The organism is Kibdelosporangium aridum (assembly GCF_900176515.1).
In the GTDB taxonomy this organism is placed as follows: domain Bacteria; phylum Actinomycetota; class Actinomycetes; order Mycobacteriales; family Pseudonocardiaceae; genus Kibdelosporangium; species Kibdelosporangium aridum.
This window is the reverse complement of record NZ_FWXV01000001.1, coordinates 1,495,601-1,514,615: the sequence shown is the minus strand read 5'-3', so window position 1 is coordinate 1,514,615 and position 19,015 is coordinate 1,495,601. Positions and strand designations below refer to the sequence as shown.

Genomic DNA, 19,015 nt, shown 5'->3' with positions numbered 1-19,015 from the left:
CACCCTCACCCCTTCAGTCCGCTGGTGCTGACGCCTTCCACCAGCAGGCGCTGGAAGGCGAGGAAGAACGCCACGATCGGGACCAGCGCCAGCGCCGACATGGCGAACATGGCACCGAAGTTGGACTCACTGCTGGTGTCGACGAACAACCGCAGTCCCAAGGGGACAGTGAACTTGTCGGCGTCGTTGAGGTACACCATCTGCGTGAAGAAGTCGTTCCACGTCCAGATGAACGTGAAGATCGACGTCGTCACCAGCGCGGGCTTGGCCAGCGGCAGCACCACGTGCCAGAACGTCTTGTACACCCCGCAGCCGTCGATGGTCGCTGCCTCGTCCAGCTCACGCGGGATGCCGCGCATGAACTGTACGATCAGGAAGACGAAGAACGCCTCGGTGGCCAGCAGCTTCGGCAGCACCAGCGGCACGAACGTGTTCACAAGCCCGGCCTGCTGGAAGATCACGTACTGCGGGATCAGCGTGACGTGGTGCGGCAGCATCAAGGTCGCGATCATGAACGCGAACAGCGCACCGGAGAACCGGAACCGCAGGCGCGCGAACGCGTACGCGGCAAGCGTGCACGAGAACACGTTGGCGACAACAGAAGCGATCGCGACGATGAACGAGTTGAGGAAGAACGTGCCGAACCCGATCCCGGCCGCGCCTTCCCATCCCTGCCGGTAACCGTCGAGCACCACGCGGCTGGGGAACAGGTTCAGGCTGGACAGCACCTCGGACGGCGGTTTCACCGACGCGAAGGCCAGCCAGATCATCGGGTACAGCACGACCCCGACAGCCGCCAGCCAGAGCACGTGCCACAGCACGGTTTTGGCCCTCATGCCTTGTCTCCGTAAAAGACCCAGAGCCGCGCGCTGCGGAAGATCACGGCCGTCACGATCCCGATCACCACGAGCAGCACCCATGCCATCGCGGAGGCGTAACCCATCTCGAAGTCCTCGAACCCGGCCTGGTACAGGTACAAGGTGTAGACCAGTGCCGAGTCGGCTGGCCCGCCCCGGCCACCGCCGATCACGAACGCCGGGGTGAACACCTGGAACGCGTGGATGGCCTCGAGCACCAGGTTGAAGAAGATCACCGGCGAGAGCATCGGCAGCGTGATGTGCCAGAACTTGCGGACCGGGTTCGCACCGTCCACTTCGGCCGCTTCGTAGAGCTCACGCGGGATCTGCTTGAGTCCGGCCAGGAAGATCACCATCGGCGCGCCGAACTGCCACACCGCCAGCAGGATCACCGACCAGATCGTGTACGAGGGGTCGTCGATCCAGCTCGGGGTTTCCCAGCCGATGCCGTCGAGCAGTTCGTTGACCGTGCCGCCCTCGGTGAACATCGCCCGCCACACCAACGCCGCCGCGACACTGGCACCCAGCAACGAAGGCGCGTAGAAAGCCGCGCGGTAGAAGCCGTTCGATCCGGCCCGGGTGTTGAGCGCCATCGCGATCAGCAGGGACACGATCATCTTCAGTGGCACCGCGACCAGCACGTACAACAAGGTCACCTTGACCGACTGCAGGTAGCGGTCGTCTTCGGTGAACATGTGCACGAAGTTGTCGAACCCGACCCAGCGCGGCTCGGTGAACAGGTCGTACTCGGTGAACGACAGGTACAGGGAGACGACCATCGGGCCGACGGTCAGCCCGATCGCGCCGAGAATCCACGGCGTCAGGAAGACATAGGCCTCACGCTGATGGTCCCCACGCCGCCGCCCGGCCCCACGGGTTTTCCGTGGGGCCGGCGCCGCTGTGGCAGGGTACGGCGGCGTCTTGTTCAGAACCGTCACTGCAGGTCCTTCTGCGCTTCGGAGAAGAACCGGCTCACCGCTGCGTCGACGCTGAGCCGTCCGAACGCGACCTCCTCGTAGGTGCGCTGCAACAGCTTCTGGATGGCACCGGCACCCTTGGGCGGCACGGCGGGCGCGGGGCCGAGCTTGGCTTCGAGCGAGGCCTCGTAGTCGAAGATCGTCTTGTTGGTGCCGGTGGCCTGGCCGGCCAGCTGGGCACGGATCTTCAGGTTGGGCGGCAGACCGCGGTCGGTGCCGAGGATCTTGCCCGCTTCCGGGTCGTTGATCAGGAAGTTCACCAGTTTCGCCGACGCGTCCTGCGCCTTGCCGCGGGCCGAGACGGACAGGAACATCGACGGGCGGCGGTACTGGCCGATGTTGGCCTGGTCGTCGCTGGGGTACGGCGCGACCTTGAGGTCCGTGCCGTACGCCTTCTGGTAGCTGGGATACACACTGTCGTAGGCGAATTCGGCGGCGGTGAGCTTCTTGCCGAACGGCGCCTGCTCAGGAGAGGTGTTGTAGGACGCGGTCACCTCCGCGTCCGATGCCGCCTTGCTGGTGCGGAACCGGCTGGCCAGCTCCCAGTACTCGCGCAGGTCCTGTTCGCCGAACCCGAGCTTGCCGTCCGGTGTGAACATCCCCTTGCCGCGCTGCCGCAGCCAGATCTCCAGCGCGCTGTCGATCATGCCGAAGTCGGTGACGCCCCGAGTCTGGAACCCCTTGCTGGCACTGACCTTCTCGGCGGCGACCCGGAACTGCTCCCAGGTCATCGGCGCGGTCATGTCCACGCCGGCCGCCTGGTAGGCCGCCGGGTCGTAGACCAGCGAGGACGTGTTCTGCGCCCACGGCACCGCGAACCGTTTGCCGCCGATCACGCCGGTGTTGGCCAGTTCGGGGTTCACGTCGGCCAACGAGACCTGTTTGCCCGCGCCCTCGTTGAGGTCGAGCAGCACCTTGCGCTCGCCGTACTCCGACAGGTAGCGGGTGTCCATGGTCATCACGTCCGGCGGGTTGCCGCCCGCGGTCTGGGTCGCGACCTTCTCCCAGTAGGCGGCGTACGCCGAGAACGTGGTCTGTACCTTGATCGTGGGATTGCGCTGCTGGAAGAGCTCGACCGCCTGCTTGGTGATCGTCGCCCTGCTGTCACTTCCCCACCAGGCGAACGAGATCGTCACGTCACCGCCGTCGCCGCCGGACTGTGTGCCACATGCGGCCAGCGAGATCGCCACGGCGGCGATCGTGGTCCCTCGCCTGAGTCTCCCAGCGCCCATCCCACCACTCCCAGGTTTGCAGGTTTTCTGAAAAACCCGTGTGGAACCGGAACGGTAGAGCCGCACTGTCACGACTGTCAACCAATGATTAGCCTGCGATATGAAGGTTTGACGACTGAGCGTAGTCGCGGGACGATGTCAGAGTTTTCTGCAAACGACAGGAGTGGTGTCATGCGCGGAGAGTTCGCCCGGCCAGCCACCCTGGCCGACGTCGCCAACCGTGCCGGCGTTTCGGCGGCCACGGTCTCCCGCGTGCTCAACCGCAGCACCTTGGTCGCACGCGGCACGCGCGAACGCGTCGAAAAGGCCATCCACGAACTGCAGTACGTGGTCAACGGGCACGCCAGAGCCTTGGCGGCAGCCGCGTCCGAGGTGATCGGCGTGGTCGTCGGCGACATGTCGGACCCGTTCTTCGCGCACATCGTCGCGGGCGTGCAGGACCAGACGTTCCTGGCGGGCCAGCTCGCCCTGGTGTGCAGCACCGGCAGCGATCCGATGCGCGAGATCGGGCAACTCGAGCACCTGCGGCGGTTGCGAGCCGACGGCGTGATCCTGGTCGGCGGCTCGGTCCGGGACGCTGGCCATCAACGCGAACTGACCCGCCTGCTCGGCGGCTTCCACAACCGCGGCGCCCGGATCGTCCTGTGTGGACGACCTCCGATCCCGGACCTGCCAGGGGCTTGCGCGATCACGTTCGACAACACAGGCGGGACCCTGCGGCTCATGGAACACCTGAAGGCACTCGGCCACACGCGGATCGGGTACGTCACCGGGCCACCACTGCGATCGACCAGCACCGAACGCCTGCACGGCTATCAGATCGCCGCGCCTGGCCACGATCCCTCGCTGATCGAGCAAGGCACCTTCACCCGCGAGTCCGGCTGGGCCGCGAGCCGCAAACTCCTGCTTCGCAACGACATCACCGCGATCGTCGCGGCCAACGACCTGATGGCGGCGGGCGCGCTCGCGGCCGTGCGGTCCGCCGGGCTGTCGGTTCCGGAGTCCATTTCGGTCGCCGGGTTCGACGACATCGAGTTCTGCCAGGACACGCATCCGCCGCTGACGACCGTACGGCTGCCGTTGCGGGAAGCCGGTGCGATGGCCGGCCGGATCGCTTGTGGACTGGACGCCGCGCCGCCGTCGGGCGTGATCCGGCTCGGCGCGGACCTGGTCGTGCGGGCCACGACAAGCCGGGTCAAGGCGTGACGGGGACGCGATGAACACGACGCCACCATCGGCCCGGCCCTGCCCACGGCACGCCGATCTCGGAGAACAACGCGAGGCGCTCGGCCGCGACCGCGACTTCCTCGCCGATCCCGCGGACCACCGGATGCCGTCCCGGGCCGTCGCCGACCGTCCGGATCCAGCCGTCCGGGATCGGCGCTGGTTCCGGTGCGTCCCGTACCGCCTGGACAACGGATGCGAACGCTCGGGTCGCGCTGAGTGGCGCGAGCAACGGCGTACTCGGGTCCTCGCGGTGGGCGAGCAGGTTGCGCAGCAAGTCTGTCGGCGGGGCAACGGGAACATGCTCGTCGTTGATCTCCAGCCGATGCGTCTTGTACCAGAACTTCGCCCGCCCCTCGGTGCCGTGCACGACCACGTACGGCTCGTGGTCCTGTTCCGCGCAAAGGGAAGCGGCCACCACGATCTCCGGCCCGGCGGAAAACCGCAGGCGCAGGCAGGCCGTGTCGTCGGCTTCCAGATCGCGCGTGCCGAACAGTTCGAGGGTGATGTCCGAGGGGGCACGTTCCGCCATGCCTGCCACGAGCAATGCGGTGGCCACGGCGTGCGAGAAGGGGTTGGTCAGCGCACCGTCCACCACGGCCTGACCGTCGAGCCAACGACGGCCCGCCCATGGATTTCGGGCGTAGTACGCGTCCGTCCGCACCCACGCTCCGGCCGCACCGACACCGACCACCTCACCGAGTTCGCCACTCGCGATCGCCTGAGCCAGCAACGGCAAAGCTGCGGATCCGAAGCTCTGGAACCCCGTCTGACAGATCCGGCCAGACTCGGCGATCAGTGCCGTCAACTCGTCGTACCCGTCGAGATCGAGCACCGGGGGCGTCTCGACCAGCAGGTCACCGCCCGCCCGCAACACGGCGGCGGCGATGGTGCGGTGCGCGTGCGGTGGAGTGACCACCGCGACGACATCCGGTCTGGCCGCTCGCATCATCGTGTCCACGTCCGAATGCACCCGGGCGCCCGGCGGCAGCAAAGCGAGGGCGTGGGCGGACGGCTCCTGGATGTCGCACGCGCCGACGAACTCCGCACTTCCTTCCTCGTGCAGGTCACGCGCCCGCTGCAGGTAGGTGAACGCGTATCCGGACGTGCCGACGACGGCGAGGCGTGCGGTACCCGGCATTGGGTCTCCGATCCTGCAATAGCCGTGAATTTTCTGCAAAGCACGCTAGGGGCGCTCTGGGAGCGCTGTCAAGAACGAACTCGCAGGTCGGAGGGGTTTTCGTGACAGCGGCGACCGGCGAGCCGAATTGACAGGAAGGCAGCCGATTTACATCATGTTGTGCAACAACGCGGTGTAAGTCATCGCAGAGGGAGGCCCGTGACCGTCACCATCCATGACGTCGCCAACCTGGCGAAGGTCTCCATCTCCACCGTTTCCCGTGCCTTCACCACACCCGACCTGGTCAAGCCCGAGACGCGCAACCGGATCCTGGCCGCGGCCGGTGAACTGGGCTACCAACCGACTGGCGGGCCCCGCAAACCGACGAACCGCACCGGCCACATCGGAATCATCGTGTCCGATCTGGACAATCCGTTCTTCACCGGCGTGCTCAACGGCGTGCAGGCACGAGCCCGCCAGGACGACGTTGCGGTGCTGTTCGCCAACAGCGACCAGGACCCTGTCGTCGAGGAGAACCTGGCCCGCAACATGGCCAAGCAGGTCGACGGCCTGGTCCTGTGCAGCCCGAGCATGAGCGACGACCAGATCCGGGACCTGGCCAGACAGACTTTCGTGGTGCTGCTCAACCGTGAGATCGAGGCCATTCCATCGGTGGTGATGGACAGTCCGGGCGGTATGCACCAGGCGATCCAGCACCTGGCTGCCCTCGGCCACAAGCGATGCGCGTTCCTTGGCGGGCCCCGCAACTCATGGGCCAACGCGGCGAGGCTGAGTGGCCTGCGGCCAGCGGCGGAGCAGCACGACATCGAGGTGGTCGAGTTCGGCCCGTTCCCGCCGAGGTTCGAAGGCGGGCTGCAAGGCGCGGACCTCGCCCTCGCGGCGGGTGTCACGGCGATCATCACGTACAACGACCTGGTCGCGTTCGGCGTGCTGGCCAGGCTGAACGCGCGTGGCGTGCCGGTACCGGATGAGATCAGCCTGGTCGGCTTCGACGACCTGGTGTTCGCGGCGATCTCGGCCCCGCCGCTGACCACGGTCGCGATGCCCGCGGAAGCGGCAGGGCGCACGGCGGTGAACGTACTGCTGGCGCTGCTCGACGATGACCACCGCGTGCAGATCAACCAGTCGCTCGACACGTACCTGATCGTGCGTGCCACCACCGCACCGCCTCGCTCCTGATTTAACTCGCCCGGCGTTTGGTCCAGATGTCGTACGCGACGGCAGCCAGCAGGACAAGCCCCTTCACCAGCATCACGATCTCGCTTGGCTGCCCGAGCAAGGACATCCCGTTGTTGATCACAGCCATGATCAGGCCACCGGTGATGGCCCCGACGACCTTGCCGACACCACCCTGAACCGCCGCACCTCCGATGAAAGCGGCCGCGATCGCGTCGAGCTCGAACGCTTCACCCGCGGTCGGGCCCGCCTGGTTGAGCCGTCCGGCGAAGATGATCCCGGCGAGGGCGGCAAGCACGCCCATGTTGACGAAGATCCAGAAGGTGATCGGCTTGACCTTCACGCCAGACAGCTCGGCGGCCTGCCGGTTGCCGCCGATGGCGTAGATGTGCCTGCCGAACACGGACCTGTTGGCCACCACCGAGTACCCGACGACCAGCACGGTCAGCAGCACGAGCACCCACGGGATGTTCTTGAACCGCGCGAGCTGCACGATGACAGCAAGCACGACGAGCGAAGCGGCCCCTGCCTTCAGCAGGAACATCGGGAACGGATCGACCTGCTGCAGATAGCCGAGCCTCGCTTTGCGCTGCCGCCACTGGATAACGCAGATCGCCGCGACTCCGGTCACGCCCAGCAGCAAGCTGACCAGGTCGGCGCCACCGAGGGGACCGAGTCCGATGTTGCCGAGGTAGCCGTCGGTGAACCCGTTGGCCAGCGTACGGATCTCGTCGGGGAACGGCCCGATGCCCTGGTTTCCCAGAACCCACAGGGTGATCGCCCGGAACACGAGCATGCCCGCGAGCGTGACGATGAACGCGGGGATACCGAAGTAGGCGATCCAGTAGCCCTGCCACGCCCCGATCAGTGCGCCCGCCACCAAGGTGAGTGCCAACGCGGGCAACCACGGCATGCCCATCTCGACGGTGAACACCGCGCACAGCGCACCGCAGACCGCCACCACTGAGCCGACCGAGAGGTCGATGTGCCCGGCGATGATGATCAGCATCATCCCGACCGCCAGGATCAGGATGTACGAGTTCTGCACGATGATGTTCGAGATGTTCTGCGGCTCAAGCAGAACACCGCCGGTCAGGATCGTGAACAGGACGACGATCAGCGCGAAGGCGACGTAGATGCCGCTCTCACGCGGGTTGATGGAGATGCGCCGCAGCGGTTTGCCGGTCTCGGTCACCTGCTTGGGGGCTTCGGTGAGAGTCATGCTGCTTCCTTGGTCATGAACTGCATCAGCTTTTCCTGCGTCGCTTCGGCGCGCTCGACCTCACCGGTGATCCGGCCGCGGGACAGCGCGTAGATCCGGTCGCACAGGCCGAGCAGTTCGGGCAGTTCCGACGAGATGACGAGGACGGCCTTGCCCTCGTCGGCCAGCTGGTTGATGATCGAGTAGATCTCGTACTTCGCCCCGACGTCGATCCCCCGGGTGGGCTCGTCGAGGATCAGCACGTCCGGGTTGGTCAGAATCCACTTGGACAGCACGACCTTCTGCTGGTTGCCACCGCTGAGCTTGCCGGTCACCGCCCGCACACCGGGGGCCTTGATGTTCATCCTCAGCCGGAAGTCCTCGGCGGCCCGGTGTTCCTGGTGTTCCTGCACCCATCCCCGCCGGGAAAGGCTGCCAAGCCCGGCGGCGGAGATGTTCCGCTTGATGTCCTCGATCAGGTTGAGCCCGTACCGTTTGCGGTCCTCGGTGACGTACGCGATACCGTGCGCGATGGCGTCCTGGACGGACTTCACGTGGATCTGCTTGCCGTCCTTGATGATCCGTCCGGAGATGTCCTTGCCGTAGGAACGCCCGAACACGCTCATCGCCAGCTCGGTCCGGCCCGCGCCCATCAACCCGGCAAGTCCGACGATCTCCCCTCGCCGCAACGTCAACGACGCGTGATCGACCACAACCCGGCCCGTGTGCACCGGGCTGTGCACGGTCCAGTCCTCGATCCGCAGCACCTCGTCCCCGACCGACGGACTGTGCGGCGGGAAGCGTTGCGAGAGATCCCGCCCGACCATCCCGGAGATGATCCGGTCCTCGGTCACCTCAGAGGTCTGCAACGTCTCGATCGTCCGGCCGTCACGCAGGATCGTGATCGTGTCAGCGATCGCCATCACCTCGTTGAGCTTGTGCGAGATGATCACGCACGTCACGCCGTCCTCACGCAGCCCGCGCAACAGATCAAGCAGGTGCGCGGAGTCGTTGTCGTTCAACGCGGCCGTCGGCTCGTCCAGGATGAGCAGCTTGACCTCTTTGGACAGTGCTTTGGCGATCTCGACCAGCTGCTGCTTGCCCACACCGAGCTCGGACACCGGCGTCACCGGGTTCTCGTCCAGTCCCACACGGCGCAGCAGTTCACCGGCCGCGTGGTTGGTCCGGTTCCAGTCGATCAGCCCGCCGCGGGACATCTCGTTGCCCAGGAAGATGTTCTCCGCGATGGACAGCTGCGGGCAGAGCGCGAGCTCCTGGTGGATGATCACGATCCCGCGCCGCTCGCTGTCCCTGATCGACGAGAACTCGCACCAGTCGTCCTCGAACTTGATCTCGCCCTGGTAGGACCCGTGCGGGTGGACCCCGGACAGGACCTTCATCAGAGTCGACTTGCCCGCGCCGTTCTCCCCGCAGATGGCGTGGATCTCGCCGCGCTCCACCTCGAGGTTCACGTCCTGCAGCGCGGCAACACCAGGAAAGGTCTTGGTGATGCCGCGCATCGTCAGGATGGTCATGCGCACTCCCAGCCGTGCTGATCTGCGTCGCATGACCGCTTCACTGTGTTGAACGATTCGCTCGCAAGCTCGCTCATTTGAGCTGATCCGCCTTGTAGTACCCGGAGTCGACAAGTTCCTTCTGGTAGTTGGTCTTGTCCACGGTGACCGGCTGCAAGAGCTGGCTCGGCACGACCTTGTTGCCGTTGTCGTAGTCCTTGGTGTTGTTCACCTCGGGCTTGCTGCCCTTCAGCACGGCGTCGGCCATCCCGACCGTCACCTTGGCCAGCTCACGCGTGTCCTTGAACACCGTCGAGTACTGCTCACCCGCGATGATCGACTTGACCGAAGCGAGTTCGGCGTCCTGCCCGGTGACCACCGGGTACGGCTGCGCGGCCGTGCCATAGCCGTTGCTCTTCAACGCCGACAGGATGCCGATCGACAAACCGTCATAAGGCGACAGCACGCCATGAACCACCGCTCCGCCGCGGTAGGTCTTGGTCAGCAGGTCCTCCATCCGGCGCTGCGCGGTCGCGGGGTCCCACCTCAGAATCGCCACGGTCGAGAAGTCGGTCTGTCCACTGGCGACCTTCAGCACACCCTTGTCGATGTGCGGCTTCAGCACGGACATCGCGCCGTTGAAGAAGAACGTCGCGTTGTTGTCGTCCGGCGACCCGGCGAACAGCTCGATGTTGAACGGACCGGTCGCGCCCGTGTCGACCTTCAGCCCCTTCAGCAACGACGTGGCCTGCTCGACGCCGACCTTGAAGTTGTCGAAGGTGGCGTAGTAGTCCACGTTGGGGCTGTTGCGGATCAGCCGGTCATAGGCGATCACCGGGATCTTCTTGTCCGCGGCCTGCTGCAGCTGCGTGGTGATCGCCGTGCCGTCGATCGACGCGATCACCAGCAGCTTGGCGCCCTTGGTGATCTGGTTCTCGATCTGGTTGACCTGGGTCGGGATGTCGTTCTCGGCGTACTGCAGGTCGACCTGGTAGCCGAGCTTCTCCAGCTGCGCCTTGATGTTGTCGCCGTCGTGGATCCAGCGTTCCGACGACTTGGTCGGCATGGTCACGCCGACCAGCCCGCCCGCACTCGCACCCGGGGCCGCGGTCTGGTCGACCGTCTTCGTGCTCGATCCGCAAGCGGCCAACGCCGTGCTGAGCACCACAATTCCTGCTAATGCGGCGATCCGCATGTCGTTCTCCTTCCTAGAAGCCCTGTGCGAGCCGGTAGTACGCCTGGTTCCACCGGATCCGATCCCCGAAATCCGCGGTAGTGGTGTTCTCGTCGATCACCAGCAGTTCGGTGTGCAGCATGTGTGCGAAGTCCCGCAGCACCTCGGTACCGACTGCCTGGGTGAGCACGGTGTGGTGCGGTCCGCCCGCGGTCAGCCAGGACTCCGCGGACGTCGGCAACGACGGCGACGGCTTCCACACCGCTCTGGCAACGGGCAACTGCCGCAACGGTTCGTCCGGTGCGACGACCTCGACTTCGTTGGCCACAAAGCGGAATCGGTCACCCAGGTCCGCGAGGCCGATCACCACGGCCGGTCCCCCGGCGGCGTCGAACACCAGCCGGACCGGGTCCTCCCGGCCACCGATCCCGAGTGGGTGGATCTCGCAGGACGGCCGGTGCCCGGCGATGCTCGGGCAGACCTCGAGCATGTGCGCGCCGAGGATCTTCGGCTCGCCCGGGCCGAAGTGGTACGTGTAGTCCTCCATGAAGGACGTACCACGTCCGGTGCTGTGCCCCATCGCCTTGACCGCGGCCAGCAGAGCGGAGGTCTTCCAGTCTCCTTCACCGCCGAAGCCGTATCCATCGGCCATCAGCCGCTGCACCGCCAGCCCGGGCAGCTGCCGCAGCCCGCCGAGGTCCTCGAAGTTGGTGGTGAACGCGCCGAACCCGCCTTCGGTCAGGAACTTCCGCAGTGCCACCTCGATCTTGGCCGCGTACCGCAACGACTCCGGCCGCTCCCGCAAGCTCGAGGAGACCTCGTAGTCGTCGTAGTACTCAGCCACCAACTCATCTGCGGCCCTGTCAGTCACGGCATCGACTTCAGCCACCAAGTCGTTGACGCCGTAGGTGTTGACCGAAACACCGAACCTCAGCTCGGCCTCGACCTTGTCGCCTTCGGTCACGGCGACATCGCGCATGTTGTCGCCGAACCGCACCAGCCGCAGGGAACGCAGATGCGCCAGGCCGGTCGCGGCACGCACCCACCCGTCGATCCGGCTGACCACAGCGGGATCGCTGGCGTGACCGGCGACGGTCTTGCGCGCCACCCCAAGGCGGGTCTGGATGTACCCGAACTCGCGGTCGCCGTGCGCGGCCTGGTTGAGGTTCATGAAGTCCATGTCGATGGTCTGCCACGGCAGCGCCTCGTTGAGCTGCGTGTGCAGGTGCAGCAACGGCTTGCGCAGTGCGTCCAGCCCAGTGATCCACATCTTGGCTGGCGAGAACGTGTGCATCCACGCGATCACCCCGACGCACCGGGGATCGTTGTTGGCCGCCAGCATGACCTGCCGGATGGCCGTGGAGTCTGTCAGCACCGGCTTGCCGATGATCTCGGCGCTGACCTTGCCGGTGGTGGCCAGCATCTGCTGGATCCGCGCCGACTGCTCGGCAACCTGGTCAAGGGTCTGCGGGCCGTACAACCCCTGGCTGCCGGTGAGAAACCAGACCTGCGGGGACTTCATCGGGCCTCCTGCTGGCCGTAGACGTTGCGGTACCGCTCGTGCAGGCGGTCGATGTCCTCCTGCTTCAACGGCATCGGGTTACCGAGCTGGTGTGCGATATGGACAGTGCGGGCCACGTCCTCGACCATCACGGCCGCCTTGACCGCCGACCGGGCGTCCTTGCCGACCGTGAACGGACCGTGGTTGCGCATCAGTACCGCAGGAGACCGGCTGCCACGCAAGGTTTCCACGATGCCACGGCCGATCGAGTCGTCCCCGATCATCGCGAACGGCCCGACCGGGATCTCGCCGCCGAACTCGTCGGCGATCATGGTGAGCACGCACGGAATCGGCTCGCCCCGAGCCGCCCACGCCGTCGCGTAGGTGGAGTGGGTGTGCACGACTCCCCCGACTTCGGGCATGTGCCGGTAGACGTAGGCGTGCGCGGCCGTGTCCGATGACGGCGCCAGACTGCCGTGCACCAGCTCCCCGTACAGGTCCGTCACGACCATTTTCTCGGCGCCGAGCTCGTCGTACGAGACACCTGACGGCTTGATCACCATCAGGTCCTCGCCGGGAACACGCGCGGACACGTTGCCTGCTGTCCAGATCACCAGCTCGTTGCGGGTGAGTTCGCCGTGCAGGTCGGCGACCGTGTGGCAGATTTGCTCGACGGTGTCGAGAACCGCTGTGGAGAGCACCATCCAGCCTTATCCTTTCTGGACCCTGCGGCGTTCGCGCATGCGGTGCATGACGCCGTTCCCCTGGCCGAAGTAGTCGTGCAACGCCCGGTACTCCTCGAAAATCTCCTGGTACGCCTCGACATTGGCCTCGATCGGCAGGTACGCGTCCTTGCGCACCGAGCCCATCGCCTCGGCGGCGGCGCGGATGTCCGGATACGCACCCGCGGCCACGGCAGCGTGGATCGCGGAGCCCAGCGCGGGTCCCTGTGCCGAACCGATCACCGACAGGGGCAGGTTGACCACGTCGGCGTACATCTGCATCAGGAACTCGTTCTTGATCAGTCCGCCCGCGGCGATCAACTCCCGGACCGGGACACCCGCGTCGATGAACGTATCGATGATCACGCGCGTGCCGAACGCGGTCGCCTCCAGCAGCGCCCGGTAGGTGTCCTCCGGTTTCGTCGCAAGGGTCTGGCCCACCACGACACCGGAGAGCTCGTGGTCGACGAGCACAGACCTGTTGCCGCTGTGCCAGTCGAGGGCCACCAGCCCGTGCTCGCCGATCCCCTGCGCCGCAGCCAGTTCGGTGAGGTACTCGTGCACCGAGACACCCTTGGCCTCGGCAGCCGCGTGGTACTCCGGCGGAACGGATGTCCGGACGAACCATGCGAAGATGTCGCCGACACCGCTCTGCCCGGCCTCGTACCCCCACAGGCCAGGCACGATGCCGCCGTCGACCACACCACACATTCCCGGCACTTCGGCCAAGTGGTTGCCGTTCATCACGTGACACGTGGACGTGCCCATGATCGCGACCATTTGGCCAGGCTCCACGGCCCGCGCGGCCGGTGCGGTGACGTGAGCGTCCACATTGCCCACTGCGACGGCGATGCCTTCCGGCAATCCCGTCCATCCCGCTGCCTGGGCAGACAACTGTCCGGCCTTGTCGCCCAGCTGGCCAAGCGGGTGCTCGAGCTTGTCGGCCACGAACCGCTCGAACCCGGGGTTGAGCTCACGCAGGAAGTCCTGGCTGGGGTACTCGCCGTCCTGGTATATGCCCTTGTACCCGGCAGTGCAGGCGTTGCGGACGTAGTTCCCGGTGAGCTGCCAGACGATCCAGTCGGCGAGCTCGACGAAGTGCCGCATGGCGTCGTAGACGTGCGGGGCCTCTTCGAGGATCTGCAGGGCCTTGGCGAACTCCCACTCCGAGGAGATCAGGCCGCCGTAGCGAGGCAGCCATTTCTCGCCACGGATCCGTCCCAGTTCGTTGATCCGGTCCGCCTGCGGCTGCGCGGCGTGGTGCTTCCAGAGCTTGACGTACGCGTGCGGCTCGTCGGCGAACTCGGGGAAGGCGCACAGCGGGATCCCCTGCTCTGTGGTCGGCACCATCGTGCACGCGGTGAAGTCCGTGGCGATGCCGATCACCTTGGCCGGGTCGAGTCCCGTCAGCGCCTCCTTGACCGCCGTGGACATCGACTCGATGTAGTCCGCCGGGACCTGCAGGGCCCAGTCCGGCGGCAGCCTGCGGCCGGACCCAGGTAACTCGTGGTCGACTACGCCGTGCCGGTAGTCCGCGACGGCAGTGCCCAGTTCGGCTCCGTCCCGCACGCGCACCACGACCGCTCGCGCGGACAGCGTGCCGAAGTCCACACCGACCACCAAAGCGTCATCCGGTGGCACGTGCCCTCCTTGAAGTTAGCGTTAACACACTTGGCCTGCCGAAACCACGACCGTGGCTTCCCTTATCGAGTGCGGCGGCTGACCAGCCGCTGCAACACGATGAACACGAATAACAACGCGCCGATAACGATCTTCGTCCACCACGAGCTGAGGGTGCCGTCGAAGGTGATCAGCGTCTGAATGATGCCCAGCACCAGCACACCGAGCACGGTGCCGAGCACGTAACCGGAGCCGCCGGTGAGGATGGTCCCGCCGATCACCACCGCGGCGATCGCGTCCAACTCCATACCGACGGCGTGCAAAGCGTTGCCGGACAACGTGTAGAACGCCAGCAGCACTCCGCCGAGGGACGAACACAGGCCGCTGATCGCGTAGACGGCGATCTTCGTCCGGGGTACCGGCAGGCCCATCAGCATCGCGGACTGCTCGCTGCCACCGATCGCGTACACCGTCCGGCCCAGACGCGTGAAGTGCAGGACGTAGACCGCTACGGCCAACACCACCAGCGCGATCACGACGCTGACCGACACATGCATACCGCCGGGCAGCTGGACCGGTGTCTGGGCCATGGCGGTGAAGAAACCGTCGGTGATCGAGATCGACTCGACGCTGATCGTGTAGCACAGCCCACGGGCGAGGAACATCCCCGCCAGCGTCACGATGAACGGCTGCAGCTCGAAGTAGTGGATGACCGCGCCCATGCCGAGCCCGAGCGTGCCACCGATCACCAGCACGAGCAGGATGACCAGCAACGCGGGCACACCCGCGGCCACAAGCTTCGCCGATACCAATGTGGACAGTGCGACCACCGCGCCGACGGACAGGTCGATGCCGCCGGTGAGGATCACGAACGTCATCCCGATCGCGACCACGAGCAGGAACGCGTTGTCGATCAGGATGTTCAGCACGACCTGCGCGTCGCCGAACGCCTCGTACTGCGTCGCGCCGAAGACGTACGCGACGACCAACAAGGCGAACGTGGCCAGGATCGGAAGGTGGCGCTGTCGTGACGCTGTCAGCGTGGTCATGCCGACACCTCCACCTTCTCGTCCTGCTGTACCGGAGATGCCGATTTCGGTTTACGCCTGCGGGTGATCACCTTGCGGCGGAACGCGGGCGACTGCACCAGGCACACCGCCATCACGACCACGGCCTTGAACAGCAACGTGGTCTCCGGCGGGATACCGAGCGTGTACACCGTCGTGGACAACGTCTGGATCAGCAACGCGCCGATCACCGTGCCGGTGAAGGAGAACCGGCCGCCGGTCAACGCGGTCCCGCCGATCACCACGGCCAGGATCGCGTCCAGTTCGATCCACAGCCCGGCGTTGTTGCCGTCCGCACTCGACACGTTCGAGCTGATCATCAACCCGGCGATGCCCGCGAACAGGCCACAGACGACGTACGCCAGCCAGATCAGCCGCCGCGACCGCACCCCGGCGAGCCTGCTGGCCTCCGGGTTTCCGCCGACCGCCTCCAGCAGCATGCCGAGCGCGGAGCGGCGGACCAGCAGCGACGACAGCAAGAACACCGCGACCGCGATCAGGATCGAGACCGGCAACGTCAGCACGAACCCGCCGCCGATGGCTTGGTACGGCTGCGAATTGATGGTGATGATCTGCCCGTCGGTGATCAACTGGGCCAGCCCGCGGCCGGCCACCATCAGGATCAGCGTGGCGACGATCGGCTGGATGTTCAGCACGGCCACCAGAACGCCGTTCGCGGCACCCAGAGCCAGGCTGAGACCCAGCGCGATGCCGACGGCACCGGCAATGCCGCCGATGCTGTTCTGATCGCCCAACTGACTGATCTGCAGGCACGCGATCGCCGCGCTGATCGCGACCACGGACCCGACCGACAGGTCGATCCCGCCGGTCGCGATGACGAGCGTCATCCCGAGTGCCACCAGGATCAGCGGTGCGCCGAACCGCAGGATGTCGATCAGGCTGCCGTAAAGGTGGCCCTCCCGCAGCTCGATCGAGAAGAACGACGGCGAGAACAGGAAGTTGCCCAGCAGCAACAGAACCAGCGCCACGACCGGCCAGAACAGGCGATGCTTGGTCATTCTCCGGCTCCGTCCGCGATCGTCGCCATGATCTGCTCGGGCGTGAGCGAATCGTTGTGCAGTTGCGCGACGACGTGCCTGTCCCGCAACACCACCACCCGGTCACTCAGCCGCAGGACCTCTTCCAGCTCCGCGGAGATGAACACCACCGCCATGCCCTCGCCGGCCAGTTGCGTGACCAGCTTCTGGATCTCGGTCTTGGCGCCGATGTCGATCCCGCGGGTGGGCTCGTCGAGGATCAGCAGCCGCGGATTGGTGATCAGCCAGCGGGCCAGCAGCACCTTCTGCTGGTTGCCGCCGGACAGGTCCCGTACCTTGGCCTCCGGGTTGGCCGGGCGGATGTCGAGAGCCTTGATACTGCGCTCGGCGATCTCGTCCTGGCGCTTGCGGGACAACGGTTTGGTCCAGCCCCGCGACGCCTGCACGGCCAGTGCGATGTTCTCGCGGACGGTCAGATCCTCCACCAGGCCTTCGGTCTTGCGGTTCTCCGAGCAGAAGGCGATCCCGCGGGCGATGGCCGTCCGCGGTGAGCGCAACTTGACCGGCTTGTCATCGATGTGCACCGTGCCGTTGTCGGCGTGGTCGGCGCCGTACAGCAGCCGGGCCAGCTCGGTGCGTCCCGATCCGAGCAGCCCAGCCAGCCCGACCACCTCGCCTCGCTGGATCTCCAACGAGAACGGCTCGATGCCGCCCTTGCGGCCCAAGTCACCGGCCCGCAGCAGCTCCTGCTGGCCGGCCCGCTCGGGCCGCACCTGTTCCAACTCGTCCAGCGTCGCGAGTTCCTTGCCGATCATCTTGGTGACCAGCCCGACCGGGGTGATCTGGGTGGTCAGGTACTCGCCGACGAGTTTTCCGTTCCGCAGCACGGTCATCCGGTCGGAGATGGCGAAGACCTGGTCGATGAAGTGCGAGACGAACAGGATCGCCATCCCCTCGGCGCGCAGGGTGCGCATCACCGCGAGCAGCCGGTCGACCTCGTGGGAGTCCAAACTGGACGTCGGCTCGTCGAGTACGAGCACCCGCGCGTCGACGTCCAGCGCCCTGGCGATCGCGACCAGTTGCTGCACCGCGATCGACTGGGTGGACAGCGGCGCCGTGACATCCAGTTCCAGGTCGAGCCGGGCAAGCAGTTCCTCGGCGCGGCGCCGCATCTTCGACCACAGGATCCGGCCGAACCTGCGTGGTTCGCGGCCGAGCAGGATGTTCTCGGCGATCGAGAGGTTCGGGCAGAGATTGACCTCTTGGTACACCGTGCTCACGCCGGCCCGCTGCGCCGCGGCGGGGCCGGTGAACGAGACCTGTTCGCCACCGAACTCGATCTCGCCACCGTCGACCCCGTACACCCCGGTCAGCACCTTGATCAGGGTCGATTTGCCCGCGCCGTTCTCGCCCATCAACGCGTGCACTTCGCCGGGGAACAGCCGGAAGTCCACGCCGTCGAGGGCGATCACGCCTGGGAACCGCTTGTGGATTCCCGTCATCCGCAGAATCATGAGTACTGCCAGTCGGTATTGGCGTCAGTATTGGCGCTGTGGGAGAACTTCTTTGGCCTTGGCCTGGTCGAACTCGGTCTCCTCGGTCTCGATGCGCTGCGGCACCTGCTCACCGGCGGCGACCTTCTTCACCAGGTCCATCAGTTGCGGTCCGAGCAGCGGGTTGCACTCCACGATGTAGTTGATCTTGCCGTCGGCCAGTGCCTGCATGCCGTCCTTGACCGCGTCGATGGACACGATCTTGATGTCGGTGCCCGGCTTCTTGCCCGCGCCCTGGATGGCTTCGATCGCACCGAGTGCCATGTCGTCGTTGTGGGCGTAGAGCACGTCGATCTTGCTCTGCGACTTCAGGAAGGCCTCCATCACCTCTTTGCCCTTGGCACGGGTGAACTCGCCGGTCTGCGAGGCGACGACCTTGAGCTTCGGGTTGGCCGCGATCACCTCGGCGAAGCCCTGCTTGCGGTCGTTGGCAGGCGCGGAGCCGGTGGTGCCCTGCAGTTCCACGATGTTCACGTCACCGGTGGCCGAGGCGAACTCCTTGGTCACCCACTCGCCGGCCTTGCGGCCTTCCTTGACGAAGTCCGAGCCGAGGAACGACTTGTACAGCGACTTGTCCGGCGAGTCGATCGCCCGGTCGGTCAGGATGACCGGGATGTTGGCGGTCTTGGCCTCCTTGAGCACGGTGTCCCAGCCCGACTCGACCACCGGCGAGAACGCGATGACCTTGACCTTCTGCTGGATGAACGACCGGATCGCCCTGATCTGGTTCTCCTGCTTCTGCTGCGCGTCGGAGAACTTCAGGTCGATGCCCGCGGCCTTGGCCGCGTCCTGCACCGACTTGGTGTTCGCGGTGCGCCAGCCGCTTTCCGCACCCACCTGGGAGAAGCCCAGCGTGATCTGGCCGCCGCCACTGCCAGTACTGCCACCACTGGCTGGCTGGTTGCCGCCGCCGTCACCACCACCGCACGCGGTGAGTAACGCGAGGCTGACGATCCCGGCCGCGGCTGCGGCCACCTTCTTGAACTTCATGGCGGCTCCCAACAACTTTGTTAGCGCTAACATCTACAAGTGAGGCCCTGAGCGGCGAAGCCCGTGAG

16 protein-coding genes are annotated in these 19,015 nt (G+C 66.0%); 2 read left to right on the top strand and 14 right to left on the bottom strand.

What is annotated here, in order from left to right; genetic code table 11:
* Nucleotides 1–5: 5 nt before the first annotated feature.
* The 3 genes from B9C43_RS06330 to B9C43_RS06320 are packed head-to-tail and all read right to left on the bottom strand — an operon-like array spanning nucleotide 6 to nucleotide 3,024.
* Nucleotides 6–836: a carbohydrate ABC transporter permease gene (locus tag B9C43_RS06330; RefSeq protein WP_033388177.1), complete on the bottom strand. Its 831-nt coding sequence runs from the start codon at nucleotides 834–836 to the stop codon at nucleotides 6–8.
* Nucleotides 833–1,786, bottom strand: a complete 954-nt coding sequence (locus B9C43_RS06325) for a carbohydrate ABC transporter permease (protein ID WP_235038527.1) — start codon at nucleotides 1,784–1,786, stop codon at nucleotides 833–835. Before B9C43_RS06325 ends, B9C43_RS06330 begins: the two co-directional genes overlap by 4 nt.
* A 5-nt stretch (nucleotides 1,787–1,791) precedes the next feature.
* Nucleotides 1,792–3,024, bottom strand: a complete 1,233-nt coding sequence (locus B9C43_RS06320) for an ABC transporter substrate-binding protein (RefSeq protein WP_235038453.1) — start codon at nucleotides 3,022–3,024, stop codon at nucleotides 1,792–1,794.
* A 213-nt stretch (nucleotides 3,025–3,237) separates the two neighbouring features.
* Between B9C43_RS06320 and B9C43_RS06315 the strand changes: the two genes are divergently transcribed.
* Nucleotides 3,238–4,272: a LacI family DNA-binding transcriptional regulator gene (locus tag B9C43_RS06315; RefSeq protein WP_084425044.1), complete on the top strand. Its 1,035-nt coding sequence runs from the start codon at nucleotides 3,238–3,240 to the stop codon at nucleotides 4,270–4,272.
* On the opposite strand, the gene B9C43_RS06310 is transcribed toward B9C43_RS06315, so the two are convergent.
* Nucleotides 4,262–5,431 carry a Gfo/Idh/MocA family protein gene (locus B9C43_RS06310; protein ID WP_084425043.1) on the bottom strand — a complete coding sequence of 390 codons (1,170 nt, stop codon included), beginning with the start codon at nucleotides 5,429–5,431 and terminating at the stop codon, nucleotides 4,262–4,264. The genes B9C43_RS06315 and B9C43_RS06310 overlap by 11 nt on opposite strands.
* Before the next feature lie 198 nt (nucleotides 5,432–5,629).
* Between B9C43_RS06310 and B9C43_RS06305 the strand changes: the two genes are divergently transcribed.
* On the top strand, nucleotides 5,630–6,610 hold the full coding sequence (locus B9C43_RS06305) for a LacI family DNA-binding transcriptional regulator (RefSeq protein WP_084425042.1): 981 nt from the start codon (nucleotides 5,630–5,632) through the stop codon (nucleotides 6,608–6,610).
* Between the two features lies 1 nt (nucleotide 6,611).
* On the opposite strand, the gene mmsB is transcribed toward B9C43_RS06305, so the two are convergent.
* The 10 genes from mmsB to B9C43_RS06255 form a co-directional block, all read right to left on the bottom strand.
* Nucleotides 6,612–7,829: a multiple monosaccharide ABC transporter permease gene (mmsB, locus tag B9C43_RS06300; protein WP_084425041.1), complete on the bottom strand. Its 1,218-nt coding sequence runs from the start codon at nucleotides 7,827–7,829 to the stop codon at nucleotides 6,612–6,614.
* Nucleotides 7,826–9,343 (bottom strand): multiple monosaccharide ABC transporter ATP-binding protein, encoded by a 1,518-nt coding sequence (gene mmsA / locus B9C43_RS06295; protein ID WP_084425620.1) that lies wholly within the window; start codon nucleotides 9,341–9,343, stop codon nucleotides 7,826–7,828. The genes mmsB and mmsA overlap by 4 nt, the downstream gene beginning before the upstream one ends.
* A 73-nt stretch (nucleotides 9,344–9,416) precedes the next feature.
* Entirely contained in the window at nucleotides 9,417–10,517 is a 1,101-nt protein-coding gene (chvE, locus tag B9C43_RS06290; protein ID WP_033392074.1) for a multiple monosaccharide ABC transporter substrate-binding protein, read from the bottom strand.
* Nucleotides 10,518–10,530: 13 nt separating this feature from the next.
* Nucleotides 10,531–12,018, bottom strand: a complete 1,488-nt coding sequence (gene araA, locus B9C43_RS06285; protein ID WP_084425040.1) for an L-arabinose isomerase — start codon at nucleotides 12,016–12,018, stop codon at nucleotides 10,531–10,533.
* Nucleotides 12,015–12,701, bottom strand: coding sequence for an L-ribulose-5-phosphate 4-epimerase (locus B9C43_RS06280; RefSeq protein ID WP_033392076.1), 687 nt, complete (start codon nucleotides 12,699–12,701; stop codon nucleotides 12,015–12,017). Before B9C43_RS06280 ends, araA begins: the two co-directional genes overlap by 4 nt.
* Nucleotides 12,702–12,707: 6 nt before the next feature.
* Nucleotides 12,708–14,360, bottom strand: a complete 1,653-nt coding sequence (gene araB / locus B9C43_RS06275) for a ribulokinase (protein ID WP_033392077.1) — start codon at nucleotides 14,358–14,360, stop codon at nucleotides 12,708–12,710.
* 62 nt (nucleotides 14,361–14,422) lie between these two features.
* Nucleotides 14,423–15,388: a galactofuranose ABC transporter, permease protein YjfF gene (yjfF, locus tag B9C43_RS06270; protein ID WP_084425039.1), complete on the bottom strand. Its 966-nt coding sequence runs from the start codon at nucleotides 15,386–15,388 to the stop codon at nucleotides 14,423–14,425.
* Nucleotides 15,385–16,425 carry an ABC transporter permease gene (locus B9C43_RS06265; protein WP_033392078.1) on the bottom strand — a complete coding sequence of 347 codons (1,041 nt, stop codon included), beginning with the start codon at nucleotides 16,423–16,425 and terminating at the stop codon, nucleotides 15,385–15,387. The genes yjfF and B9C43_RS06265 overlap by 4 nt, the downstream gene beginning before the upstream one ends.
* Nucleotides 16,422–17,906, bottom strand: a complete 1,485-nt coding sequence (locus tag B9C43_RS06260) for a sugar ABC transporter ATP-binding protein (protein ID WP_143446151.1) — start codon at nucleotides 17,904–17,906, stop codon at nucleotides 16,422–16,424. The genes B9C43_RS06265 and B9C43_RS06260 overlap by 4 nt, the downstream gene beginning before the upstream one ends.
* Nucleotides 17,907–17,942: 36 nt before the next feature.
* Nucleotides 17,943–18,947, bottom strand: coding sequence for an ABC transporter substrate-binding protein (locus tag B9C43_RS06255; protein WP_084425038.1), 1,005 nt, complete (start codon nucleotides 18,945–18,947; stop codon nucleotides 17,943–17,945).
* Between the last annotated feature and the right edge of the window lie 68 nt (nucleotides 18,948–19,015).

What these genes read in the sequence shown, in the direction of transcription:
- yjfF (WP_084425039.1), bottom strand. Translation starts at nt 15,388, where the DNA reads ATGACCACGCTGACAGCGTCACGACAGCGCCACCTTCCGATCCTGGCC.
- B9C43_RS06315 (WP_084425044.1), top strand. Translation starts at nt 3,238, where the DNA reads ATGCGCGGAGAGTTCGCCCGGCCAGCCACCCTGGCCGACGTCGCCAAC.
- mmsB (WP_084425041.1), bottom strand. Translation starts at nt 7,829, where the DNA reads ATGACTCTCACCGAAGCCCCCAAGCAGGTGACCGAGACCGGCAAACCG.
- B9C43_RS06265 (WP_033392078.1), bottom strand. Translation starts at nt 16,425, where the DNA reads ATGACCAAGCATCGCCTGTTCTGGCCGGTCGTGGCGCTGGTTCTGTTG.
- araA (WP_084425040.1), bottom strand. Translation starts at nt 12,018, where the DNA reads ATGAAGTCCCCGCAGGTCTGGTTTCTCACCGGCAGCCAGGGGTTGTAC.
- B9C43_RS06260 (WP_143446151.1), bottom strand. Translation starts at nt 17,906, where the DNA reads ATGACGGGAATCCACAAGCGGTTCCCAGGCGTGATCGCCCTCGACGGC.
- B9C43_RS06310 (WP_084425043.1), bottom strand. Translation starts at nt 5,431, where the DNA reads ATGCCGGGTACCGCACGCCTCGCCGTCGTCGGCACGTCCGGATACGCG.
- B9C43_RS06255 (WP_084425038.1), bottom strand. Translation starts at nt 18,947, where the DNA reads ATGAAGTTCAAGAAGGTGGCCGCAGCCGCGGCCGGGATCGTCAGCCTC.
- B9C43_RS06330 (WP_033388177.1), bottom strand. Translation starts at nt 836, where the DNA reads ATGAGGGCCAAAACCGTGCTGTGGCACGTGCTCTGGCTGGCGGCTGTC.
- B9C43_RS06280 (WP_033392076.1), bottom strand. Translation starts at nt 12,701, where the DNA reads ATGGTGCTCTCCACAGCGGTTCTCGACACCGTCGAGCAAATCTGCCAC.
- chvE (WP_033392074.1), bottom strand. Translation starts at nt 10,517, where the DNA reads ATGCGGATCGCCGCATTAGCAGGAATTGTGGTGCTCAGCACGGCGTTG.
- mmsA (WP_084425620.1), bottom strand. Translation starts at nt 9,343, where the DNA reads ATGACCATCCTGACGATGCGCGGCATCACCAAGACCTTTCCTGGTGTT.